The following is an 18,622-nucleotide window of genomic DNA, read 5'->3' as shown; positions in this document are numbered from 1 at the left end:
TCCGTCTCGCCCGTATCGGCTGGCCGCAGCGGGTCTTCTCGCAGGTGCTGCTCATGCAGCTCGCGATCGTCACCGGCGTGACGGCGGTGGCCACGGGCCTGTTCCTGGCCCCGTTCAGCGACCAGCTCGACGACCAGGCGATGCGGCGCGCGCTGGCCATCGCCCAGTCGACGGCGGCCGAACCGGGGCTGGACAACCTGGTCACCGAGGGCAAGGGGCCCGACCCCGAGGGGCCCGTGCAGCACGTCGCCGAGCGCGTACGGCGCGCGACCGGCGCGAGCTATGTCGTCGTGATGGACACCCGGGGCATCCGCTGGTCCCACGCCGAGCCCGAACGCGTCGGCAAGCACGTCTCCACCGACCCCGGGGAGGCGCTCGCGGGGCGCGAGGTGCGCCACATAGACGACGGCACCCTGGGCCGCTCCGCGCGCGGCAAGGTGCCGCTGCGCGACGCGGACGGAGACGTCGTCGGGGCGGTGTCGGTCGGCATCGCCTACGACAGCGTGCGCGCCCGGCTCCTGAGCGCGCTGCCGGGGCTCATGGCGTACGCCGGGGGCGCGCTCGGCGTCGGCGCGCTCGCGGCGCTGCTGATCTCCCGGCGGCTCCAGAAACGCACCCACGACCTGGCCTTCTCCGACATCTCCGCGCTGCTGTCCGAGCGCGAGGCGATGCTGCACGGCATCCGCGAGGGCGTCGTGGCGCTCGACCCCCGGGGCAGGATCCGGCTGATGAACGACGAGGCCCAGCGACTCCTGGAGCTGCGCCCCGAGCACAAGGGGCTCCCCCTGGAGGACGCGCTCGGCACCGGCCGTACGACCGAGGTGCTGGCGGGCCGCGTGCCCGGCTCCGACCTGCTGGCCGTCCAGGGCGGCAGGGTGCTGGTCGCCAACCACATGCCCACGGACGACGGGGGCGCCGTCGCCACCCTCCGCGACCGTACGGAGCTGGAGCTGCTGGGGCGCGAACTGGACGGTTCGCACGGCCTGATCGACGCCCTGCGCGCCCAGGACCACGAGCACGCCAACCGGATGCACATCCTGCTGGGGCTGCTCCAGCTGGAGATGTACGACGAGGCGGTCGAGTACCTGAGCGAGGCCGTCGGGGTGCACAGGGCGACGGCCGAGCAGATCTCCGAACGGGTGCGTGATCCGCTCCTCGCGGCCCTTCTGGTCGGCAAGGCGACGGTCGCGGCGGAACGGGGCGTCGCCCTGGACGTCTCCCCCGGCACGCTGCTGCCGGACCGGCTGGTGGATCCGTCCGAGCTGGCGACCGTCCTCGGCAACCTGGTGGACAACGCGCTCGACGCCACGGCGGGCTCGCCCGACGCCCGCGTGGAGGTCGCGCTGTCCGGGGAGGACGCGACGGGCGTGACGCTCAGTGTGAGCGACAGCGGGCCCGGCATCCCGCCCGACCGGCGCGAAATGGTCTTCGCCGAGGGCTGGTCGACCAAACAGCCCCCGGCGCACGGAAAACGCGGCCTGGGCCTCGCTCTGGTGCGTCGGCTGGCCGAACGGCACGGAGGGAGCGCGACGGTGTCCGAAGGGCCGCACGGCGGCGCGGAGTTCACCGTCGTCCTGCCGGACGCGCTGCACCCCGCTCCCGCCCGCGTGGGGGCGGCTACACCGCCCCGGCGCCCGTGAGCGAGCGGACCTCCGTCTCCGCGTGCCGCGCCGCGTCCGGGCCCTCCTGAGAGGTGACGGTGCCGAGCCAGCCCGCGAGGAACCCGAGCGGGATGGAGACCAGCCCGGGGTTCTCCAGCGGGAAGAGCGCGAAGTCGACCCCGGGGAAGAGCGCGTGCGGAGCGCCCGACACGACGGGAGAGAGCAGCACGAGCGCCACGGCGGGGACCAGCCCGCCGTAGACGGCCCATACGGCGCCCCGCGTGGTGAATCTGCGCCAGAAGAGCGCGTAGAGCAGCACCGGCAGGTTGGCGGAGGCGGCGACCGCGAAGGCGAGGCCGACCAGGAAGGCCACGTTCAGCTCCTGCGCGAGGAGGCTCAGCGCGATCGCGACGGCACCGATCACGGCGGCGGCGATCCGCGCGACCCCCACCTCCTCACGGGCACTCGCCGCCCGCGCGCGCTTGCGCAGCGAGGCGTACAGGTCGTGGGCCACGGCGGCGGACGCGGCCAGCGTGATGCCCGCGACGACGGCCAGGATCGTGGCGAACGCGACGGCCGCCGCCAGCGCGGAGAGCGCGGCACCGCCCCGGGAGCCCGCGCCGCCGCCCAGCTCCACGGAGAGCAGCGGGATGGCGGTGTTCCCGGCCGGGCTCGACTCGCGCACCGCTCCGGTGCCGACCAGCGCCGCGGCGCCCGTACCGAGCACGATCGTCATCAGGTAGAAGCTCCCGATGAGTCCGATGGACCACACGACGGACCTGCGCGCTGCCCGCGCGGTCGGCACGGTGTAGAACCGCGCGAGGATGTGCGGCAGCCCCGCCGTGCCCAGCACGAGCGCCAGGCCGAGGCTGATGAAGTCGAGCCGGGCCGACCAGTCGCCCCCGTACTTCAGGCCGGGCGCGAGGAAGTCCCGGCCGTGCCCGCTGTGTTCGGCCGCGCTGGTGAGCAGCGCGCCCATGTCGCCGCCGAACCGCACGAGCACCATGACGGTCAGCGCCAGGGCCCCGCCCATCAGCAGCACGGCCTTGACGATCTGGATCCAGGTGGTGGCCCGCATCCCGCCGAAGCACACGTACGTCACCATCAGGGCGCCGACGCCGAGCACCGTCCAGGTGTGCGCGGCGCCGCCCGCGCCCCCGAGGAGCAGCGCGACGAGGCTGCCCGCGCCGACCATCTGCGCGACCAGATAGAGCACGGAGACGGTGACGGAGGACGCGCCCAGCGCGATCCGGACGGGCCGTTCCCGTACGCGCGCGGCGACGACGTCGGCGAGGGTGAACCGGCCGCAGTTGCGGACCAGTTCGGCGACGAGCAGCAGCACGACGAGCCAGGCGACGAGGAAGCCGATGGAGTAGAGCATTCCGTCGTACCCGTAGAGCGCGATGAGGCCGGAGATGCCGAGGAACGAGGCGGCGGACATGTAGTCCCCCGCGATGGCGAATCCGTTCTCCATGGGCGTGAAGAGCCTGCCGCCCGCGTAGAACTCCTCGGCCGAGCCGTGGCGCCTGCTGCCCGCCCAGCTCGTGATCGCGAGCGTGGTGGCGACGACGGCGCTGAACAGCAGCAGGGTGAGCGTCTGGTGACTTCCGGTCAGATGGTTCACGAGACCGGCTCCCCGTGCGCGGCGGTTCTGGCCATGTCCTGGGTCTCCCAGCGCAGTTCGAGCGCGAGCCGGTCCCGGCGCAGCCGCGCGTGCCGGGCGTAGGCCCAGGTGAGCAGGAAGGTGGTGGCGAACTGCGCGAGACCGGCGGCCATCGCGACGTTGAGCACCCCCGCCACCGGGCGCGCCATCAGCCCGGGGGCGCAGGTCGCGGCGGTGACGTACGCGAGATACCAGACGAGGAACGCGACGGTGGCGGGCAGCGCGAAGCGGCGGTAGCGCCGCCGCACCTGCTGGAACGCCGCGCTGCGCTGCACGGTGAGGTAGACGGCCTCCTGGGCCGCCGGGCCCGGCGTGGCCGCCGGGGCCGCCTCATGGGCCTCCGGCGCCGGGGACTGACCGTTTCTGCTCTCCGGCAGCCGCGCGGGCGGCGCCTCCCGGCCGGAGGCCAGGGCGTCGTACCAGGGGTCTTCGATCCGCATGCCCCAGGATGGACAGAGGGGCGGGAGCCCGGTCAGGACAATCCCGCCCCTTCACCCCTTCAGGTGATGGACCTGTGAAAGCCCCGCAGAAGGGGCCTCACAGGAGGGGTCTCACACGTCGATGCGCGAGCGGTCCAGCGTGGACGCCGAGGAGCTGATGAACTCCCTGCGCGGCGCGACGTCGCTCCCCATGAGCAGGTCGAACACCTGCTCGGCGGCCTCCAGGTCGCTGATGTTGATCCGGCGCAGCGTGCGGTGGCGCGGATCCATCGTCGTCTCGGCGAGCTGATCGGCGTCCATCTCACCGAGGCCCTTGTAGCGCTGGATCGAGTCCTTGTACCGCGTCTTGGTCCGCTCCAGCTCCAGCAGGGTCTGCCGCAGCTCGTTGTCCGAGTACGTGTACAGGTACTTGTCCTGCCCCTTCTTGGGGTTGACCAGCTCGATCCGGTGCAGCGGGGGCACGGCGGAGAAGACGCGCCCCTCCTCGACCATCGGCCGCATGTACCGCTGGAAGAGCGTGAGCAGCAGGGTGCGGATGTGCGCCCCGTCCACATCGGCGTCGGCGAGGAAGATGACCTTCCCGTAGCGCGCCTGGTCGATGTCGAAGGTCCGCCCGGACCCGGCTCCTATCACCTGGATGATCGCGCCGCACTCGGCGTTCTTGAGCATGTCGGAGACCGAGGACTTCTGGACGTTGAGGATCTTGCCCCGGATCGGCAGCAGCGCCTGGAACTCCGAGTTCCGCGCGAGCTTGGCCGTACCCAGCGCCGAGTCGCCCTCGACGATGAAGAGCTCGGCCCGGTCCACGTCGTCGTTGCGGCAGTCCGCGAGCTTGGCCGGCAGCGCGGAGGACTCCAGCGCGGTCTTGCGCCGCTGCGCCTCCTTGTGCTGCCGCGCCGCGATCCGCGTACGGGCCGCCGCGACGACCTTCTCCAGCACGGCGTTGGCCTGCGCCTTGGCGTCCCGCTTGGAGGAGGTCAGGAAGTCCTTGAGCTCCTTGGCCACCACCTGCGCGACGATCCGCGAGGCGGCCGAGGTGCCCAGCACCTCCTTGGTCTGCCCCTCGAACTGCGGCTCCGCCAGCCGCACGGTCACCACCGCGGTCAGGCCCTCGGTGGCGTCGTCCTTGACGACATCGTCGTCCGCGACGCGGAGCAGCTTCTTGGCCCGCAGCGCCTCGTTCACGGTCTTCGTCACCGAACGTTCGAATCCGGAGACGTGGGTGCCGCCCTTGGGCGTCGCGATGATGTTGACGAAGGACTTCAGGGTCGTGTCGTACCCCGTGCCCCAGCGCAGCGCGATGTCCACGCCCAGCTCGCGCTGCACCTCGGTGGGGATCATGTGCCCCTGGTCGTCCAGGACGGGCACGGTCTCCTTGAAGTTGCCCTGCCCCTGGAGGCGCACGACGTCACACACGGGCCGGTCCGGCGCCAGGTACTCGCAGAATTCGCTGATCCCGCCGTCGTACCGGAAGGTCTCCTCGGTCGGCTCGGTGCCGTCCACGCCGCGCTCGTCCCGTACGAGCAGGGTCAGCCCCGGCACCAGGAACGCGGTCTGGCGGGCACGGGCGTACAGCGTCTCCAGGGAGAGCCGCGCGTCCTTGAGGAAGATCTGCCGGTCCGCCCAGTACCGCACCCGGGTGCCGGTACGGGTCTTGGGGATCTTCTTCCCCTTGAGCAGCCCGGTGGCCGGGTCGAACGGCGCCTCGGGGCCCTGCTCGGTGAAGATGCCGGGCACGCCACGCCGGAAGCTGACCGTGTGCGTACGGCTGTTCAGGTCGACCTCGACGTCGAGGCGGGCGGAGAGCGCGTTGACCACGGAGGCGCCGACGCCGTGGAGGCCGCCGGAGGCCGCGTACGCGCCGCCTCCGAACTTGCCGCCCGCGTGCAGCTTGGTCATCACGACCTCGACGCCGGACAGGCCCGTCTTGGGCTCGACGTCGACGGGGATCCCGCGCCCGTTGTCCCGGACCTCGACCGATCCGTCCTCGTGGAGGATGACCTCGATGCGGTCGCAGTAGCCACCCAGGGCCTCGTCGACGGAGTTGTCGATGATCTCCCAGAGGCAGTGCATCAGGCCTCGACTGTCCGTCGAGCCGATGTACATGCCTGGGCGCTTGCGCACCGCCTCAAGCCCCTCAAGGACGAGCAGATGCCGCGCGGTGTAATTGGACCCGCCATCGCGGTCTGCCCCGGTCAGCAGTGCGGTGGACGGCACGGACGTATCGGCGGTCACGCGGTTCGCTCCTCGCTTAATTCTGCTTGAGACGGCTGGGCTGCCGCGTCAGAGGGTACCGAGGCCCAGGACAGCGCGTGTCGTGCGACCCAGGAGAAGTGCCATGTTAGCCCACTTTCGATAGCCTGTTCGATAACTCGACCGGGTGACGCACACATCACGTTCCCTTCCAGGCATGAACCATTTAGGCTCCGGGCACGTCCTCCTGAACGAAGGGCGCATCGCCGACAACCGTCGGCAGCGACAGCCACCCGCACCGTCACAACTTCACAGGACCGACCGACAACAGTGTGAAGACGATCCATCCCCTGCAATACGGCCCATTCGCCGCCACCCGGCAGCATTCCGGCCTCCCGGAGAAAAAAGTCAGGGAATGAAGGCCAGAGCGGGAACGTTTTCGGCCTGGTTGGATGTTGACCCTGGTACGACAGCTCGTCGAGCTAGAGAAGAGGCGACGTGACTACAGTTCTGACCCCCGCGACCCCGCTGACGGCCGCTGACCGCTGCGACCGGTGCAACGCTCAGGCGTACCTGCGCGTCGTGCTGCTCAGCGGTGGTGAGCTGCTGTTCTGCGCCCACCACGGCCGTAAGTTCGAGCCGGAGCTCAAGAAGATCGCCGCGGAGATACAGGACGAGACGGAGAAGCTCACCGCGACTCCCGCGACCGCAGGCGAAGACGAACGATGACGTGGCGACCTGACGCCTGACGCGCGTTCGCGCGTTCCGCGCGTATCGCGTCCGCATCCGACGAGCTCGGACCGGCCCAGGGCCGGAACGTAGCGGGCGGTCTCTCCCCGAATTCCGGGAGAGACCGCCCGCTCTCGTCATTTACGCGGCTTTTCGCTGAGAGCGAAATGGGTATCCGCGCGCTACCGCTCTATGGTCGCCGGGCTTGATACGGGCTTCGCTCTTGACCCGCGCGGCGCAATTCCGTGCGTGCGGGGACGCCGCTCCCGCACTCCGGAGTGCCCTCCTCCGGGACCGCCGCCCGGCGCTCTGGACCGAGGCCGCCCCTGGGCGACATTCGAGGCCGGTGGAGCCCATGGGGCCCGTGAGGTCCGTGAAGTCCACGAGACCTCCGGGGCTCCTCGGGCCCGAAGCGGGACCCGAGAAGCCGAGCCCCGGCCCCGAGGGCCCGGATCTGAGGGCCCGGATCTGAGGGCGGGCCCCGAGGGCCGACGCCCCCGGGGCCCGAGGCCCGGCTCCCGGGCCCCGTACGGGGCCCGCAGGGCCCGGAGACCGCCCCGAGGAGCGCCCGGGGCCTCCCGTCAGGACCCGTGCTGGCGGACCATGTCCGCGACGGCGGAGACGCGCGTATAGACGCCCGGACGCCCGCGTTCGCCGCAGCCCACGCCCCAGGAGACGAGGCCGACCAGCTTCCCCCGGGCGATCAGCGGCCCGCCGCTGTCCCCCTGGCAGGCGTCGCGCCCGCCCTGCGGGATGCCCGCGCACACCATGGACGCGGCGTCGAACTTGCCCTCGGACGACCCCGGATAGGCGCGTGCGCACGAGTCGTCCTTCACCATGTCCACCCGAGCGGCCCGCAGCGAGGCCGCGTAACTTCCGCTGCCCGTGGTGTCCCCCCAGCCGAAGACCGAGGCCGTGGTCCCCGCGTGGTACGCCCCGTCCCCGCGCCCGGCCATCGGGAGGACCGCGCTCTTGGGCAGCGCCGACTTCAGCCGCAGCACCGCGACATCGCCCCGGTTGGTCCGGCTGTCGTAGTCCGGGTTGACCCACACCGAGGCGACGGGGATCTCCTTGCCGGTCTTGCCGCGCAGGTCACCGCGGCCCGTGATGACCCGCAAATCGCGGACCGTACGCCGGTCCACCCCCAGCACCTCACGGCTCATGCAGTGCGCCGCCGTGATCGCCGTCCGCGGACCGACCACCGCTCCCCCGCAGAACTGCCCCGATCGCGTACCGCCGAACAGGGCCCGGCTGGACAGCGCCACCACCCAGGGATGATCCTCCGCGCGCACCGCCGCACCGCCGATCACCGCGCGGTCGGCGTCCCGGTCACGGGTGGACGCCGCGGTCGCCGCGGATGCCTGGGGGGCGAGCAACGCCGCCAGCAGGACACTCAGCAGCGCGGGCACAAGCATTCGGACACCAACAGTTCGTTCACAGCGCTTCACGCCCGACCTCCTCACCGTACGGGGCTCCGTGACCACCCAGGGTGTTCCCGGCGCACTCCCCCCGCATCCGGAGAGATCGGGCGGCACGGGAGTTCGGTCCGTACCGCCGAACGACGTACCCGGCTGCCGTCTCGGGTGCCGCACACGAGAAGGCCGACGGCCCGGTGAGGGGCGCGTCGGCCTTCTTCGTCCTGCTGCGTGCTGGCTCCGCTCAGTCCAGGTAGTCCCGCAGGACCTGGGAGCGGGAGGGGTGGCGCAGCTTCGACATCGTCTTGGACTCGATCTGGCGGATGCGCTCACGCGTGACGCCGTAGACCTTGCCGATCTCGTCCAGGGTCTTCGGCTGCCCGTCGGTGAGGCCGAAGCGCATCGAGACCACGCCCGCCTCGCGCTCGCTGAGCGTGTCGAGGACGGAGTGGAGCTGCTCCTGGAGGAGCGTGAAGCTCACCGCGTCGGCCGGAACGACCGCCTCGGAGTCCTCGATCAGGTCACCGAACTCGCTGTCGCCGTCCTCGCCCAGCGGAGTGTGGAGCGAGATCGGCTCACGACCGTACTTCTGGACCTCGACGACCTTCTCGGGCGTCATGTCCAGCTCCTTGGCCAGCTCCTCCGGGGTGGGCTCGCGGCCCAGGTCCTGGAGCATCTGACGCTGCACACGTGCCAGCTTGTTGATGACCTCGACCATGTGCACCGGGATACGGATGGTGCGGGCCTGGTCGGCCATCGCGCGGGTGATGGCCTGACGGATCCACCACGTCGCGTAGGTCGAGAACTTGTAGCCCTTCGTGTAGTCGAACTTCTCGACCGCACGGATCAGACCGAGGTTCCCCTCCTGGATCAGGTCCAGGAAGAGCATGCCGCGGCCGGTGTAGCGCTTGGCGAGGGAGACGACCAGTCGGAGGTTGGCCTCCAGCAGGTGGTTCTTGGCGCGGCGGCCGTCCTCGGCGATGATCTCCAGCTCGCGCTCGAGCTTCGGCGCGAGCTTGTCCGCGGCGGCCAGCTTGTCCTCGGCGAAGAGGCCCGCCTCGATGCGCTTGGCCAGCTCCACCTCCTGCTCCGCGTTGAGGAGCGGGACCTTGCCGATCTGCTTGAGGTAGTCCTTGACCGGGTCGGCCGTGGCGCCCGCGGCGGCGACCTGCTGGGCCGGCGCGTCGTCCTCGTCGTCGTCGGAGAGGACGAAGCCCTCGTTCTCGTTCTTCGGCTCGACCGGACCGTCCTCCGGTCCCGCCTTGCCCGCGGGCTTCGCCGGGATCTCCTCGACCAGCTCCTCGTCACCTTCGAGCAGCTCGTCGACGACCGACTTCTTGGCGGTGGTCTTCTTCGGGGCCGCGGCCTTCTTGGCGGCGGTCTTCTTCGCCGCCGCCTTCTTGGCCGGGGCGGCCTTCTTCGCGGCGGCGCTCGCCACCGCGTCGGCCGAGGACACGTCGGCGGCCATGGGGGCGGCGGACTCCTTCGGCGCGGCCATGTCGGCCCCCGCGGTCACGGCGGACGGCGCGGCCGTGCTCGCCGGGGTGGACTTCTTGGCGGTGGTCTTGGCGGCGACCGTCTTGGTGGCGGTGCGCTTGGCCGGGGTCTTCGCTGCGACGCTCTTTCGGGTGCGCTTGGGCGCCTCCGCGGCACTCACCATCAGCGTCACACCCTCCTCGTCGAGGATCTGGTTGAGGCTGCGCAGAACGTTCTTCCACTGGGTTGGCGGAATCTGGTCAGCCTCGAAGGCACGACGCACGTCATCGCCGGCGATCTGCCCCTCAGCCTTTCCCCGCTCGATGAGCGCCATCACGGACTCGGACTCGGCGATCTCCGCAGGGAGCGTACGGGATGTGCTGGCCGACACGAACAACCTCTCGGAACGATGGAAACGGCGGACCGTCGATGGGGATGAACCGACGGCGCGGGCGGAGCAGTGGAGAAACACGGCTCTGAGATTCGACTGGGATCGACTCTGAGAACAGCCCCTCACGGGGCGCCCGTATTCCCTCCGCGGCTGTCACCTCTTGAGTCATCGCGCTGGGGCGAGAAGCGTTACGCCCAATTCACGTGGCCCGAGTCACACCGTGTACCCACGTGTATGCGGCTAGAACCGGACGAATTGCCTCCATCCCCACTGCTGCGTCCTCCACTTCGGGTTCGGCTCTGCTGCTTCCATCCCTACCCGCCACGGCTCTCCGTACGTATGACCACGGCTGGCCTGGCTGTCCGTACGTACGGCCGCGCCGCCGGGTGCGGGAGGCGCGGCCGTACGTACGAGGGGCGGGGGATGAGCCGACGCGGAGGGACCGGCGACCGGGGATACGGGCCGGAAGCGCGGGCCTGTCGTGCGGGCCGGGTGCGGGCCCGCCCGCGTCAGTGCTCGCGCGGAGCCGGAACCACATGGTCGGCGCCGCCCGGGGCACCGGCCGCGGGCACCTGTCCCACCTGGCCGTGCTGCACGGGCTGACCCGGCTGGGCGGACTGGCCGGGCTGACCGGCGTGGCCGGGGTGACCCGGGTGAGCCGCCGCGCCCGCTCCGGCGGCCGCGGCGGGGCCGGTCGCCCCTGCCGCCTGTCCGGCCTGGACGGGCTGGCCCGGCTGACCGGCCTGCGCGGACTCGCTGTGCACGCTGAGGAGCTGACGCATCGCGGCCTCGGCCACGGCGGCCTCTCCGGCGACGAGCGCCTCGACGACGCGCCGGTGATGGCCGACCGCACTCTCGGTCGGGTGCTCGCAGCCCGTCGCGGGGCCGCCGGAGACCTGGAGCGCGGAGGAGACGATGCCGGAGAGGTGCTCCAGCATCCGGTTCCCCGCGGCCTGGAGGACGAGGCTGTGGAACTCGGCGTCGGCGCGCGAGAAGGTCAGCGTGTCGCCCTGGGCCAGCGCGTGGCCCATGATCTCCACCATGTCGGCGAGGCGCTGCTGGACGTCCTCGCGGCTCTGCCCGGCGGCGAGCCGGGCGGCGAGGGGCTCGATGGTCCAGCGCAGCTCGCACAGCTCGCGCCGCTGGCCCTCCCGCTGCGGCCCGAAGGCACGCCACTCGATGATGTCGGGGTCCAGCAGGTTCCAGTCGCTGACCGGGCGGACGCGCGTGCCGACGTTGGGACGCGCGCTGACGAGTCCCTTCGCCTCCAGGACGCGCAGAGACTCGCGCACGACTGTACGGGACACCTCGAAGCGCTGACCGATCTCCTCGGGGACGAGCGGGCGGTCGGCGCCCAGGTCACCGGAGACGATCATCTGGCCCAGCTGCTGCACGAGTTGGCCGTGCAGGCCGCGCCCGCGGCTGCCGGCGGCGCGGCGGCCCACACGGTTCATATCGGCCTCGGAGCCTTCCCACGCGGGGGCGTTGGTGGTGGGGCGCGCCGTGCCGGTCGACTCGGCGTACGCGTAGCGGTCCAGCTCGCCCGGGCCGACGAGGCCGGTGTCGACGGGACGAGCCGCGGTCATCATGGAGTGCGCAAGGGTAGTCACGCCTCCTTGTGTCGGCGGCGCTCGGGACGGCCTTGAGGGCTTTGGTGAAAAGCACACGAAAGGGTGATCAATGACTTCCGCACAATTGACGCCTTATCGGAAAGAACGGCGCTCGTCAGCGCCATCTCGTCGCACACAGCGAGGCGTTGGCGGTGACCTCAGGTGAACACCTGCCGCATTCCCTCGAACTCTTCTCGCAAGGAAACCGAGCCGCCAGTGCCTAGCGCGGCCTGCTGCGCAGCGAGGTGAGCGCGTACGCGCAGAGCAGCACGGTGAGCGACAACGCGAGGGCACGGCCGAGTGGTTGGGACGCCAAGCGCACAGCAACTGTCACCCACTGATCAACAGCGGAAGGCCACGGAACAAGAATGGCCCTTTGCAGTCGCTCCGGAAGCCCCTCCAGCGAACGGGCAGCGGGCCCGTCGAGCAACTTCCGCACCGCCGGAGCCACCAGCAGCGGCACGGCCACAACAGCCGCCGTACCGGCCCACGTTGAACGGAACACCCCGGCCGCGAGCAGCCCCGCCCACGCGCACCCCACACAGACGGCGAGCACGGCGACGGCCTGGACGAGCGGCGAGAACGACCTCCCCGTCCCGGACGGCAGCGCGAACGCCCCACTGTCAGCCCCGAACAGCAGCGTGAGCACCGCCGCGTTGAGCACCGCCGTCGTGAGGCAGAGGACGACCGCGGTCAGCGCCGACACGAACAGCTTCGCCAGCAGCATCCCCAGCCGCCGCGGCACGGGCGCCTGCGCGGGGGCCAGCGCGGGATAACGGAACTCCTGCCCGAACGCGAACGCCCCCAGCAGCCCCGCCGCCACCGCAGCGGGCGGCACGAAGAACGGCGACCCGGGCGGCCACCCGACCAGCAACCGCACTCCGGTCGCCAGCCCTCCCCCGTCCCCGCCCGAGCCCCCGTCCGAGCCCACCCCGGCCCGTACGAGCACGGCTCCGACCGCGACGGCACCGAGCAGCGCCATCGCCATCACGACCCACGGCGTCCGCACCCCGAACACCCGCCGGAACTCGTACCGCAACGGCGCGGCAGGCCCCGGCCGAGGCACGACAGGCGACAGCGAACGAGCGACGACGTCCCGCCCCTGCGCAACCGCGTCCGCCCGGGAACCGGGAGCTACGGCCGCAGCGGCACCGGCCCTGATCGCGATGGCCGAGGAGGACGAAGAGGATGAAGAGGACGTCGGGGCGGAGTGGGAGGAGGCCGAGGAGTACGAGGAAGCGACGCCATGGGAGGAGCGAACGACGGCCTGGGGACCAGTGACGGCGGAGGACGCGGTGGCAGCACTGGCTGGCACCGGCGTGAGCGCGGGCACCGGCACAGTCGGAGCCTCCGACGCCTCCACCACCCCGGAAGCCCCAGAGACCCCGGAAGACTCGCCAGCCCCAGAGAACTCGGACAGCCCATGCGACTCACGCAACTCACGGGACTCGGAAGGCTGGGGAAGGGTGGCCGACGAGAACTCACCCGCGCCCCGTTCCCCCGCAGAAGGCTGAGCCTGCGAGAGCGCGGGCCGCGCGGCACCTCTGCCGTCCGCCCGCACGAGCGGACGGGGCGGGTACGCGTCCCCGCTGTCCCCGATCTCCTCGGCGAGCTGATGGATAAGGATGCCGTTGCGGTAGGCCGACTCCCCGACCGCCGCACAACTGCTCCCGTACACCGACACCCGGCCGCTGCCGTCCCGCACCACCTCCACAGGCCGCGCCTTCTTCTGCTCCGCCGCCTCCGCACGGGCCTCCTGAGCGAGCACGGCGGCCAGCCGCTCGGCGTGCGGCGTCCGCACCGCCACCCTCGGCCGCAGCCGTGTCCGCCGGAAGTCGGCGGCATCCTGATCGGCGACCAGCCGTCCGTCCTCGACCGACACCACCCGGTCCGCGATCCTCGCGGCCTCCTTGGGGTCGTGCGAGGTGGTGAGCACCAGTCCGCCCTGGTCGGCGTACCCACGCAGCAGCCCGTGGAGCCAACTCGCCTCCCGGGGCGACAGCCCTCGCGCGGGATCGTCCAGAACGAGCGTGTGCGGGTCCCCCAGCAACGCCGACGCGATCCCCAGCCGCCGGTCCATCCCGAGCGAGAAGTCCCCGAGCCGCTGATCGGCCAGCCCGCTCAAGCCGACGACGTCCAGCACATCGTCCGCCCGACGGGCAGGAACGCCCGCGACGGCGGTCAGCATCCTCAAATGCCCCCGCGCCGTGCGCGCCGGGTGCCCCGGAACATCCCCGAGCAGCACCCCGACCTCCCGCGCCGGATGCGGCACCCGGTGCATGGGCCGCCCCCGGAAGAGCGCGACCCCCCGCCCCGGCAGCAGCTGCAGCATGAGCCGCAACGCGTCGCTCGTACCCGCCCCCGAACCCGCATCCGAGGACCCCAACAGCACGGTGACCTTGCCCGGACGTGCCTCAAAGGTGAGGTCGTCAACGGCGGGCGGCCGCCGTCGACGGGACATGCTGGTGAGCCCAATGGCCTGGATCATCGCTTCTCCCGCTGGACGCGTGGGGACGCACCTCAGCAAGATAACGCGACATTTCCGTCTTTCCGGGCAACGCGCGCTGACGCCGGAATCAGACCTCTGGCCGCAGCATCGGCGGGTTGAGCAGTGTCGCGCCGCCCGCCCTGAACAACTGCGCGGGCCGCCCGCCCTGACGCGTCGTCGTTCCCCCGGTCGGCACCAGGAACCCCGGCGTACCGGTCACCTTGCGGTGGAAGTTCCTCGGGTCGAGCGCCACGCCCCACACTGCCTCGTACACCCGGCGCAGCTCCCCCACCGTGAACTCGGGCGGGCAGAACGCGGTGGCGAGCGAGGAGTACTCGATCTTGGAACGCGCCCGCTCCACCCCGTCCAGCAGGATCCGGTCGTGATCGAAGGCGAGCGGCACCGGCTGATCGCCCTCCCGCGCCATACCGTCCCCCGAGCCGAGCAGCGAGTCGGCGGGCGCCCAGCGGGCACTGCGCGCATCGCCTCCGGCGGTCGGCGAGGGCAGATCGGGGGCAAGCACGAGATGCGCGACGCTGACCACTCGCATCCGCGGATCCCGCTGCGGATCGCCGTAGGTGGCGAGCTGTTCGAGATGGGCCGCCGCGTCGCGGCCGTCCGGCTCGTGCGACCGCAGCCCCGTCTCCTCCTTGAGCTCTCGCGCGGCGGCGGCCTCAAGGTCCTCCTCGGCCCGAACGAACCCCCCGGGAAGCGCCCACCGCCCCTGGTACGGGGACTCCCCACGTCGGACGACCAGCGCGCACAGCGCGTGACTGCGGACTGTGAGCACCACCAGATCGACGGTGACGGCAAAGGGCGGGAAGGCCGACGGGTCGTAGGGCATGGCGCGATCATAGTCGTCTCCCTGACGATAAACAGTCCGTTCTCCCGCACCCCGCTCACCTCCTTCGCCTCCTCCCGTCCCGTCTCCGGAACCGCCTCGGTCCGTGCCTCCGGAACAGCTTCGGTCCCCGTCGCATGCGCCGCCTCGGTCTGCGCCTCCGGCGGGCTCCGCCTCCGCCCGCCTCGGTGTCAGCCGCAGAGCTGAAGCCCGTCGGCCGCCTCCTCCACCATCGCCATGCCGAGCCTGCTGATCCGCACCGCGAAGGGCTCCTCGGCCACCCGCAGACCGGAGAGCCGCACCTCCCCGAGCGGAGCGCTGCTCACCGCTTGTACGGCTACAGTCCCGGCCGGAACGTCGGGGCGGATCCCCGCCAACGCGGTCAGCGCCTGCACCGCCCCGGCCGCCGCCACGGCTGCGGGACGGCACGCGGCCGGGTGGGGAATCGGCGCGCTCCCCTCTGTCCGCTGCTCGGCCGCGTACATCTCAGGAAGCCGCTGCCCGAACGCCTCCGCCGCGTCGACCAACCCCCGCAACAGCGAGCACGCCTCCTTCTCGTACCCCGCGACAACCAGCCCGGCGACTGCCGTCGCCGTCTCCCGCACCCTGACGGCGCCCCCGCGGTGGCCGAACGGGTTGTAGCCCGGCTCCCCGCTCCCCAGACTCCGCAGTCCCCAGCCCGAGTCCAGCGACGGTCCTCCCAGCAGCCGTGCGAGCTGTTCGGTACGCACCTTGTCCAGCAGTCCGGGAGCGTGCTCCCCGCCTCCCACGAGCCCGGTGTCCAGAAGATCGACGGACGACGAGCACAGCGAACTCTCCCTGGCCCCGCCCCGCGTCCGGAGCACAACCGGCCTCCCACCACCCCTGTCCTCGCACCAGAAGTCCTCGGCGAAGCGCAGCCGCAGTTCCCCCGCCCACTCCCGGAACGCGTCTCCGCCGCTCCGGCCGTGGGCATCGAGCAGCCCTGCTCCCAGCACGGCGGCCCGATGAGCGTGCGCCTGGACCTCGCAGCGATACGGGCCTTCCGGCACGGGGTCCGGCACATAGCCCTCCTCTCCCGCCGCCCCACGCATCCACTCCAGGCAGCGCTCCGCAGCCGGGAGGAGCCGTTCCGTGTCGCTTTCAGGGAGCCCCCAGCGCCAGGCTTCGGCGAGCACCGTGGGGAAGAGCAGGGTCGCCTCGATCCCTGTGCAACTGGGGGCAGCGCGCGGACCGCCATGACGCAGCGTCCCGGGAATCCGTCCGCGGTCCGGCCCCGCGTCCGTGTTCTGCCTCCTGGCGAGCGTGCTCAGGGTCCCGGCTGCGAGACGGGTGCCGAGTGGAAGGAGCATCCTGGCCGCGTGAAGGGACTCGGCAGGGGCGAGGGCGCACCGCCAGGGGACCCCGCCCGCGAGGTGGACCTCGGACGGCGTCGCCGGATCACGGAGCAGAAGCGCGCTCAGGTCGTCGAGACTCGAACGGAAGAGCTGTCGGATCCGGGCGTCGTCTCCCTCTGCCTCCGCTTCGGCCCAGTGGGCGAGCAGCCCGCTCGTCCGGGCACCCGCCGATGAGGTGCTCGCCGGTGAGGCAGCGCCGCCAAGCGGGGCAGCGCCCGTCCGTCCCCTTCCCTCAGGGAGTGCGTCGCTGTTGTTGTCGGCGCGAGTTCGGGCCGAGTCCGAAGAGCACTCCAGCTCGACGCTGAGGGCCAGACTGCGGCTCTCTCCGGGTGGCAGCTCCAAGTCCCACCTGAGCACCCCTGCGGCGGCCCAGGAGGTGTCGGGAGCGGGGCGAGCCGTCACCGTGGCATGCAGCTGTCCCCTGGTCCAGCGGAGACCACGGCCGTGCACCGCCGCCGCGAGTTCCGCGCCTGGCCTGCCGACCGCGATGGCGCCGAGTTCGCCCAGGTCGGTGCCGAGCCTCACCTCCAGAGGCATCCGCACGATCCCCTCGCCGGCGTTCCGAACGGTGATGTGCTCCGCCCCGTCCGCCGAGCGAAGACGCTCGACCGTGAGCTCCGGATCGGGGCCGCTGTCGACCGAGGCACGGGCCGTTGACAGGAAACGCGCCTGCGCCGAATCGACCATCCGCCCCTGCACGGGCACCGGCTCCTGCCCCGAGAGTCGGACCTGGCAGCGCGAGAGCACACGCGTACCGGACCGGTAGAAGCCCTCCAAGCCCGCGCCCCGTAGCTGCCCATGGTCGAGCGAGATCACCAGCGCGGGGGCGGCGACGCAGATGAGGGAGGCGTGCGCCGGCTGATACTCAATGCCACGTCGTGGGGGCGGAGCAGGGCGAGAGGCTCGTCCTGGGGCGCGTTCGGCGGAGGGCTCCGGTGGCGTGCGCCTACGGGCCTTCGACTGAGAGATCAGGGACATAACGCGTTCCTCCGCTTCCTCTTCCGTGCTCCGGTGAGGCCGGGTGGGGGTCGGGTATTGGGTGCGCGGTATCCGCCACTCAGGTGAACGGCGGGCGGGCGCGGGGGTCACGGGGCCGGGCGCCGGGTTGGATCCGGATGCTCGTGCCGCTCGGTGCTCTCGGTGCGCGCCGCCTGGTCCCGCCGCATGCAGCGTCGGAGCAGCTCCGGGTCGAGGCCCTCGTTGCAGGCCTGGTTGAGGAGCTGGGCGAAGATGTAGTCGGGGTCGGTGCGCAGCGCCTTGGCGAGGGCTACGCGGGCAGTCGCCGAGTCGCCTCCGGACCACGCGACCCAGCCGGCGAGGGTGAGCAGCGCCACCGCATGCTCGGAGTACGGCCCGACGCAGCGGCGTGCGAGTGCCCGCCAGAGGCGCAGCGCCGGGTGGACATCGAGCCCTTCCATCCACTCGGCGGCCAAGTCGCGTGTCCTGCGGTCCTGGAGGCCGAGGACCAGCGAGGCGGCCTCTTCGTGGCTGAGCAGGCCGTCGTCGTGGACATCCTCCTCCTGAGAGGTGCCGCCGTTCGGGGCGACGATGCGATGAAAACGGTCCATCAACCGACCGGCGAGAGCCATGGTCTCGTCGCGCACCTGATCGCGTCCCTCGGAGGTGAGCATGCGGGAGACGAGGCGGGCACCGACAGCGTCGAGGGCCTTCTCCTGCTGCTCCGCCTGCGGAGGCCCGAGTGCACTGAGCCGCTCTTCCATGTCGCGCAGAGAGCCATGGACCCGCATACCGGAGTACGCCGCAGCCGCGGCCATGGCCGAGGTGCCCGGCGCCGCGAGCGGAGTGCCGTCGGCGGAACAGCACTGAGCGTCCGGGCAGCAGTACGACCAGTAGTGCCTGGTGGAGAGGCAGAGCGCCTCGTAGACGGGCATGTCCAGCTCGCCGCAGGCCAGGCGGAGCCGCTGGGCCAGAGGCGCCAGCCTCTCCTGCACATCCGTGCCCGACTCGCCGAAGGCGGGCTCCTGGCACAAGAAGATGAGCGCGCCGTCGGGACGGGGGCCGCGGGCCAGCGCGGTCGCCTCCATGCACTCGGCGACCTGGGAAGCGATGGCGGGCCACTCATCCGGGGAGTCCGGAATCCCGATCCGGATCCGAGCGCCGAACCTTCCTCGCTCCCCGTGCAGGGACACAGCCACGATCGAGTCGTCGGGATAGAAACCCAGGAGATAGGGGAGAGCGTCGGCCAGCTCGGCAGGCCCGCGCAGGAAGACGTCTGCCGACCCCGCGTGCGGCCCGGACCGCTCGGCATGGCCGGGTCGGTCGGCCTGGTCCGCTTCTCCATCCTTCGAGCTGGGATGCCGTGGGCAGTCGGTGTCGTGCGGCGCTGACGGATCCGGCTCGATGCCGTCGGGATCGCTGCTGTGCTGATTCATGCCTCG

Annotated in this window: 11 protein-coding genes and 1 pseudogene; 2 read left to right on the top strand and 10 right to left on the bottom strand. The window is 71.6% G+C overall.

The features are described from left to right. Positions 1–53 precede the first annotated feature (53 nt). Positions 54–1,640 carry an ATP-binding protein gene (locus ACGF3A_RS42375; protein ID WP_393736437.1) on the top strand — a complete coding sequence of 529 codons (1,587 nt, stop codon included), beginning with the start codon at positions 54–56 and terminating at the stop codon, positions 1,638–1,640. Here ACGF3A_RS42375 and ACGF3A_RS42370 read toward each other — a convergent pair. From ACGF3A_RS42370 to ACGF3A_RS42360, 3 genes are all read right to left on the bottom strand, one after another. Then, positions 1,618–3,216 (bottom strand): cation acetate symporter, encoded by a 1,599-nt coding sequence (locus tag ACGF3A_RS42370; protein WP_393736434.1) that lies wholly within the window; start codon positions 3,214–3,216, stop codon positions 1,618–1,620. The genes ACGF3A_RS42375 and ACGF3A_RS42370 overlap by 23 nt on opposite strands. Before the next feature lie 5 nt (positions 3,217–3,221). Then, positions 3,222–3,704 carry a DUF485 domain-containing protein gene (locus tag ACGF3A_RS42365; protein ID WP_393736393.1) on the bottom strand — a complete coding sequence of 161 codons (483 nt, stop codon included), beginning with the start codon at positions 3,702–3,704 and terminating at the stop codon, positions 3,222–3,224. 111 nt (positions 3,705–3,815) lie between these two features. Then, positions 3,816–5,939, bottom strand: a complete 2,124-nt coding sequence (locus tag ACGF3A_RS42360) for a type IIA DNA topoisomerase subunit B (RefSeq protein ID WP_393736391.1) — start codon at positions 5,937–5,939, stop codon at positions 3,816–3,818. A gap of 456 nt (positions 5,940–6,395) precedes the next feature. Between ACGF3A_RS42360 and ACGF3A_RS42355 the strand changes: the two genes are divergently transcribed. Then, on the top strand, positions 6,396–6,626 hold the full coding sequence (locus tag ACGF3A_RS42355; RefSeq protein WP_136182056.1) for a hypothetical protein: 231 nt from the start codon (positions 6,396–6,398) through the stop codon (positions 6,624–6,626). A gap of 581 nt (positions 6,627–7,207) precedes the next feature. Here the strand turns inward: ACGF3A_RS42355 and ACGF3A_RS42350 are convergent. The 7 genes and pseudogenes from ACGF3A_RS42350 to ACGF3A_RS42320 form a co-directional block, all read right to left on the bottom strand. After that, on the bottom strand, positions 7,208–8,041 hold the full coding sequence (locus tag ACGF3A_RS42350; RefSeq protein ID WP_393736388.1) for a serine protease: 834 nt from the start codon (positions 8,039–8,041) through the stop codon (positions 7,208–7,210). A 244-nt stretch (positions 8,042–8,285) separates the two neighbouring features. Beyond that, positions 8,286–9,908, bottom strand: coding sequence for an RNA polymerase sigma factor (locus ACGF3A_RS42345; protein ID WP_393736386.1), 1,623 nt, complete (start codon positions 9,906–9,908; stop codon positions 8,286–8,288). A 731-nt stretch (positions 9,909–10,639) separates the two neighbouring features. Next, a pseudogene (locus ACGF3A_RS42340) lies at positions 10,640–11,497 on the bottom strand (FadR/GntR family transcriptional regulator); the annotation flags it as partial. A gap of 241 nt (positions 11,498–11,738) precedes the next feature. Then, a complete protein-coding gene (locus ACGF3A_RS42335) occupies positions 11,739–14,006 on the bottom strand; it encodes an ATP-binding cassette domain-containing protein (protein ID WP_393736384.1) in 2,268 nt (755 codons plus the stop codon). A gap of 88 nt (positions 14,007–14,094) precedes the next feature. Beyond that, complete coding sequence (locus tag ACGF3A_RS42330) at positions 14,095–14,850, bottom strand: NUDIX domain-containing protein (RefSeq protein WP_393736382.1); 756 nt, start codon at positions 14,848–14,850, stop codon at positions 14,095–14,097. Positions 14,851–15,038: 188 nt separating this feature from the next. After that, positions 15,039–17,201, bottom strand: a complete 2,163-nt coding sequence (locus ACGF3A_RS42325) for a glycogen debranching N-terminal domain-containing protein (RefSeq protein WP_393736380.1) — start codon at positions 17,199–17,201, stop codon at positions 15,039–15,041. A 107-nt stretch (positions 17,202–17,308) separates the two neighbouring features. Continuing rightward, positions 17,309–18,616 carry a DUF4192 domain-containing protein gene (locus ACGF3A_RS42320; protein ID WP_393736378.1) on the bottom strand — a complete coding sequence of 436 codons (1,308 nt, stop codon included), beginning with the start codon at positions 18,614–18,616 and terminating at the stop codon, positions 17,309–17,311. Between the last annotated feature and the right edge of the window lie 6 nt (positions 18,617–18,622).

Origin of the sequence: Streptomyces sp. NPDC048172 (assembly GCF_043202595.1) — a bacterium.
In the GTDB taxonomy this organism is placed as follows: Bacteria; Actinomycetota; Actinomycetes; order Streptomycetales; family Streptomycetaceae; genus Streptomyces.
The sequence above is the reverse complement of the archived record's forward strand: the minus strand, read 5'-3'. Positions and strand labels throughout refer to the sequence as shown.

Coding starts and splice junctions, on each gene's coding strand:
- ACGF3A_RS42325 (WP_393736380.1), bottom strand. CDS start 17,201: ATGTCCCTGATCTCTCAGTCGAAGGCCCGTAGGCGCACGCCACCGGAG.
- ACGF3A_RS42320 (WP_393736378.1), bottom strand. CDS start 18,616: ATGAATCAGCACAGCAGCGATCCCGACGGCATCGAGCCGGATCCGTCA.
- ACGF3A_RS42365 (WP_393736393.1), bottom strand. CDS start 3,704: ATGCGGATCGAAGACCCCTGGTACGACGCCCTGGCCTCCGGCCGGGAG.
- ACGF3A_RS42350 (WP_393736388.1), bottom strand. CDS start 8,041: ATGCTTGTGCCCGCGCTGCTGAGTGTCCTGCTGGCGGCGTTGCTCGCC.
- ACGF3A_RS42375 (WP_393736437.1), top strand. CDS start 54: ATGCAGCTCGCGATCGTCACCGGCGTGACGGCGGTGGCCACGGGCCTG.
- ACGF3A_RS42335 (WP_393736384.1), bottom strand. CDS start 14,006: ATGATCCAGGCCATTGGGCTCACCAGCATGTCCCGTCGACGGCGGCCG.
- ACGF3A_RS42330 (WP_393736382.1), bottom strand. CDS start 14,850: ATGCCCTACGACCCGTCGGCCTTCCCGCCCTTTGCCGTCACCGTCGAT.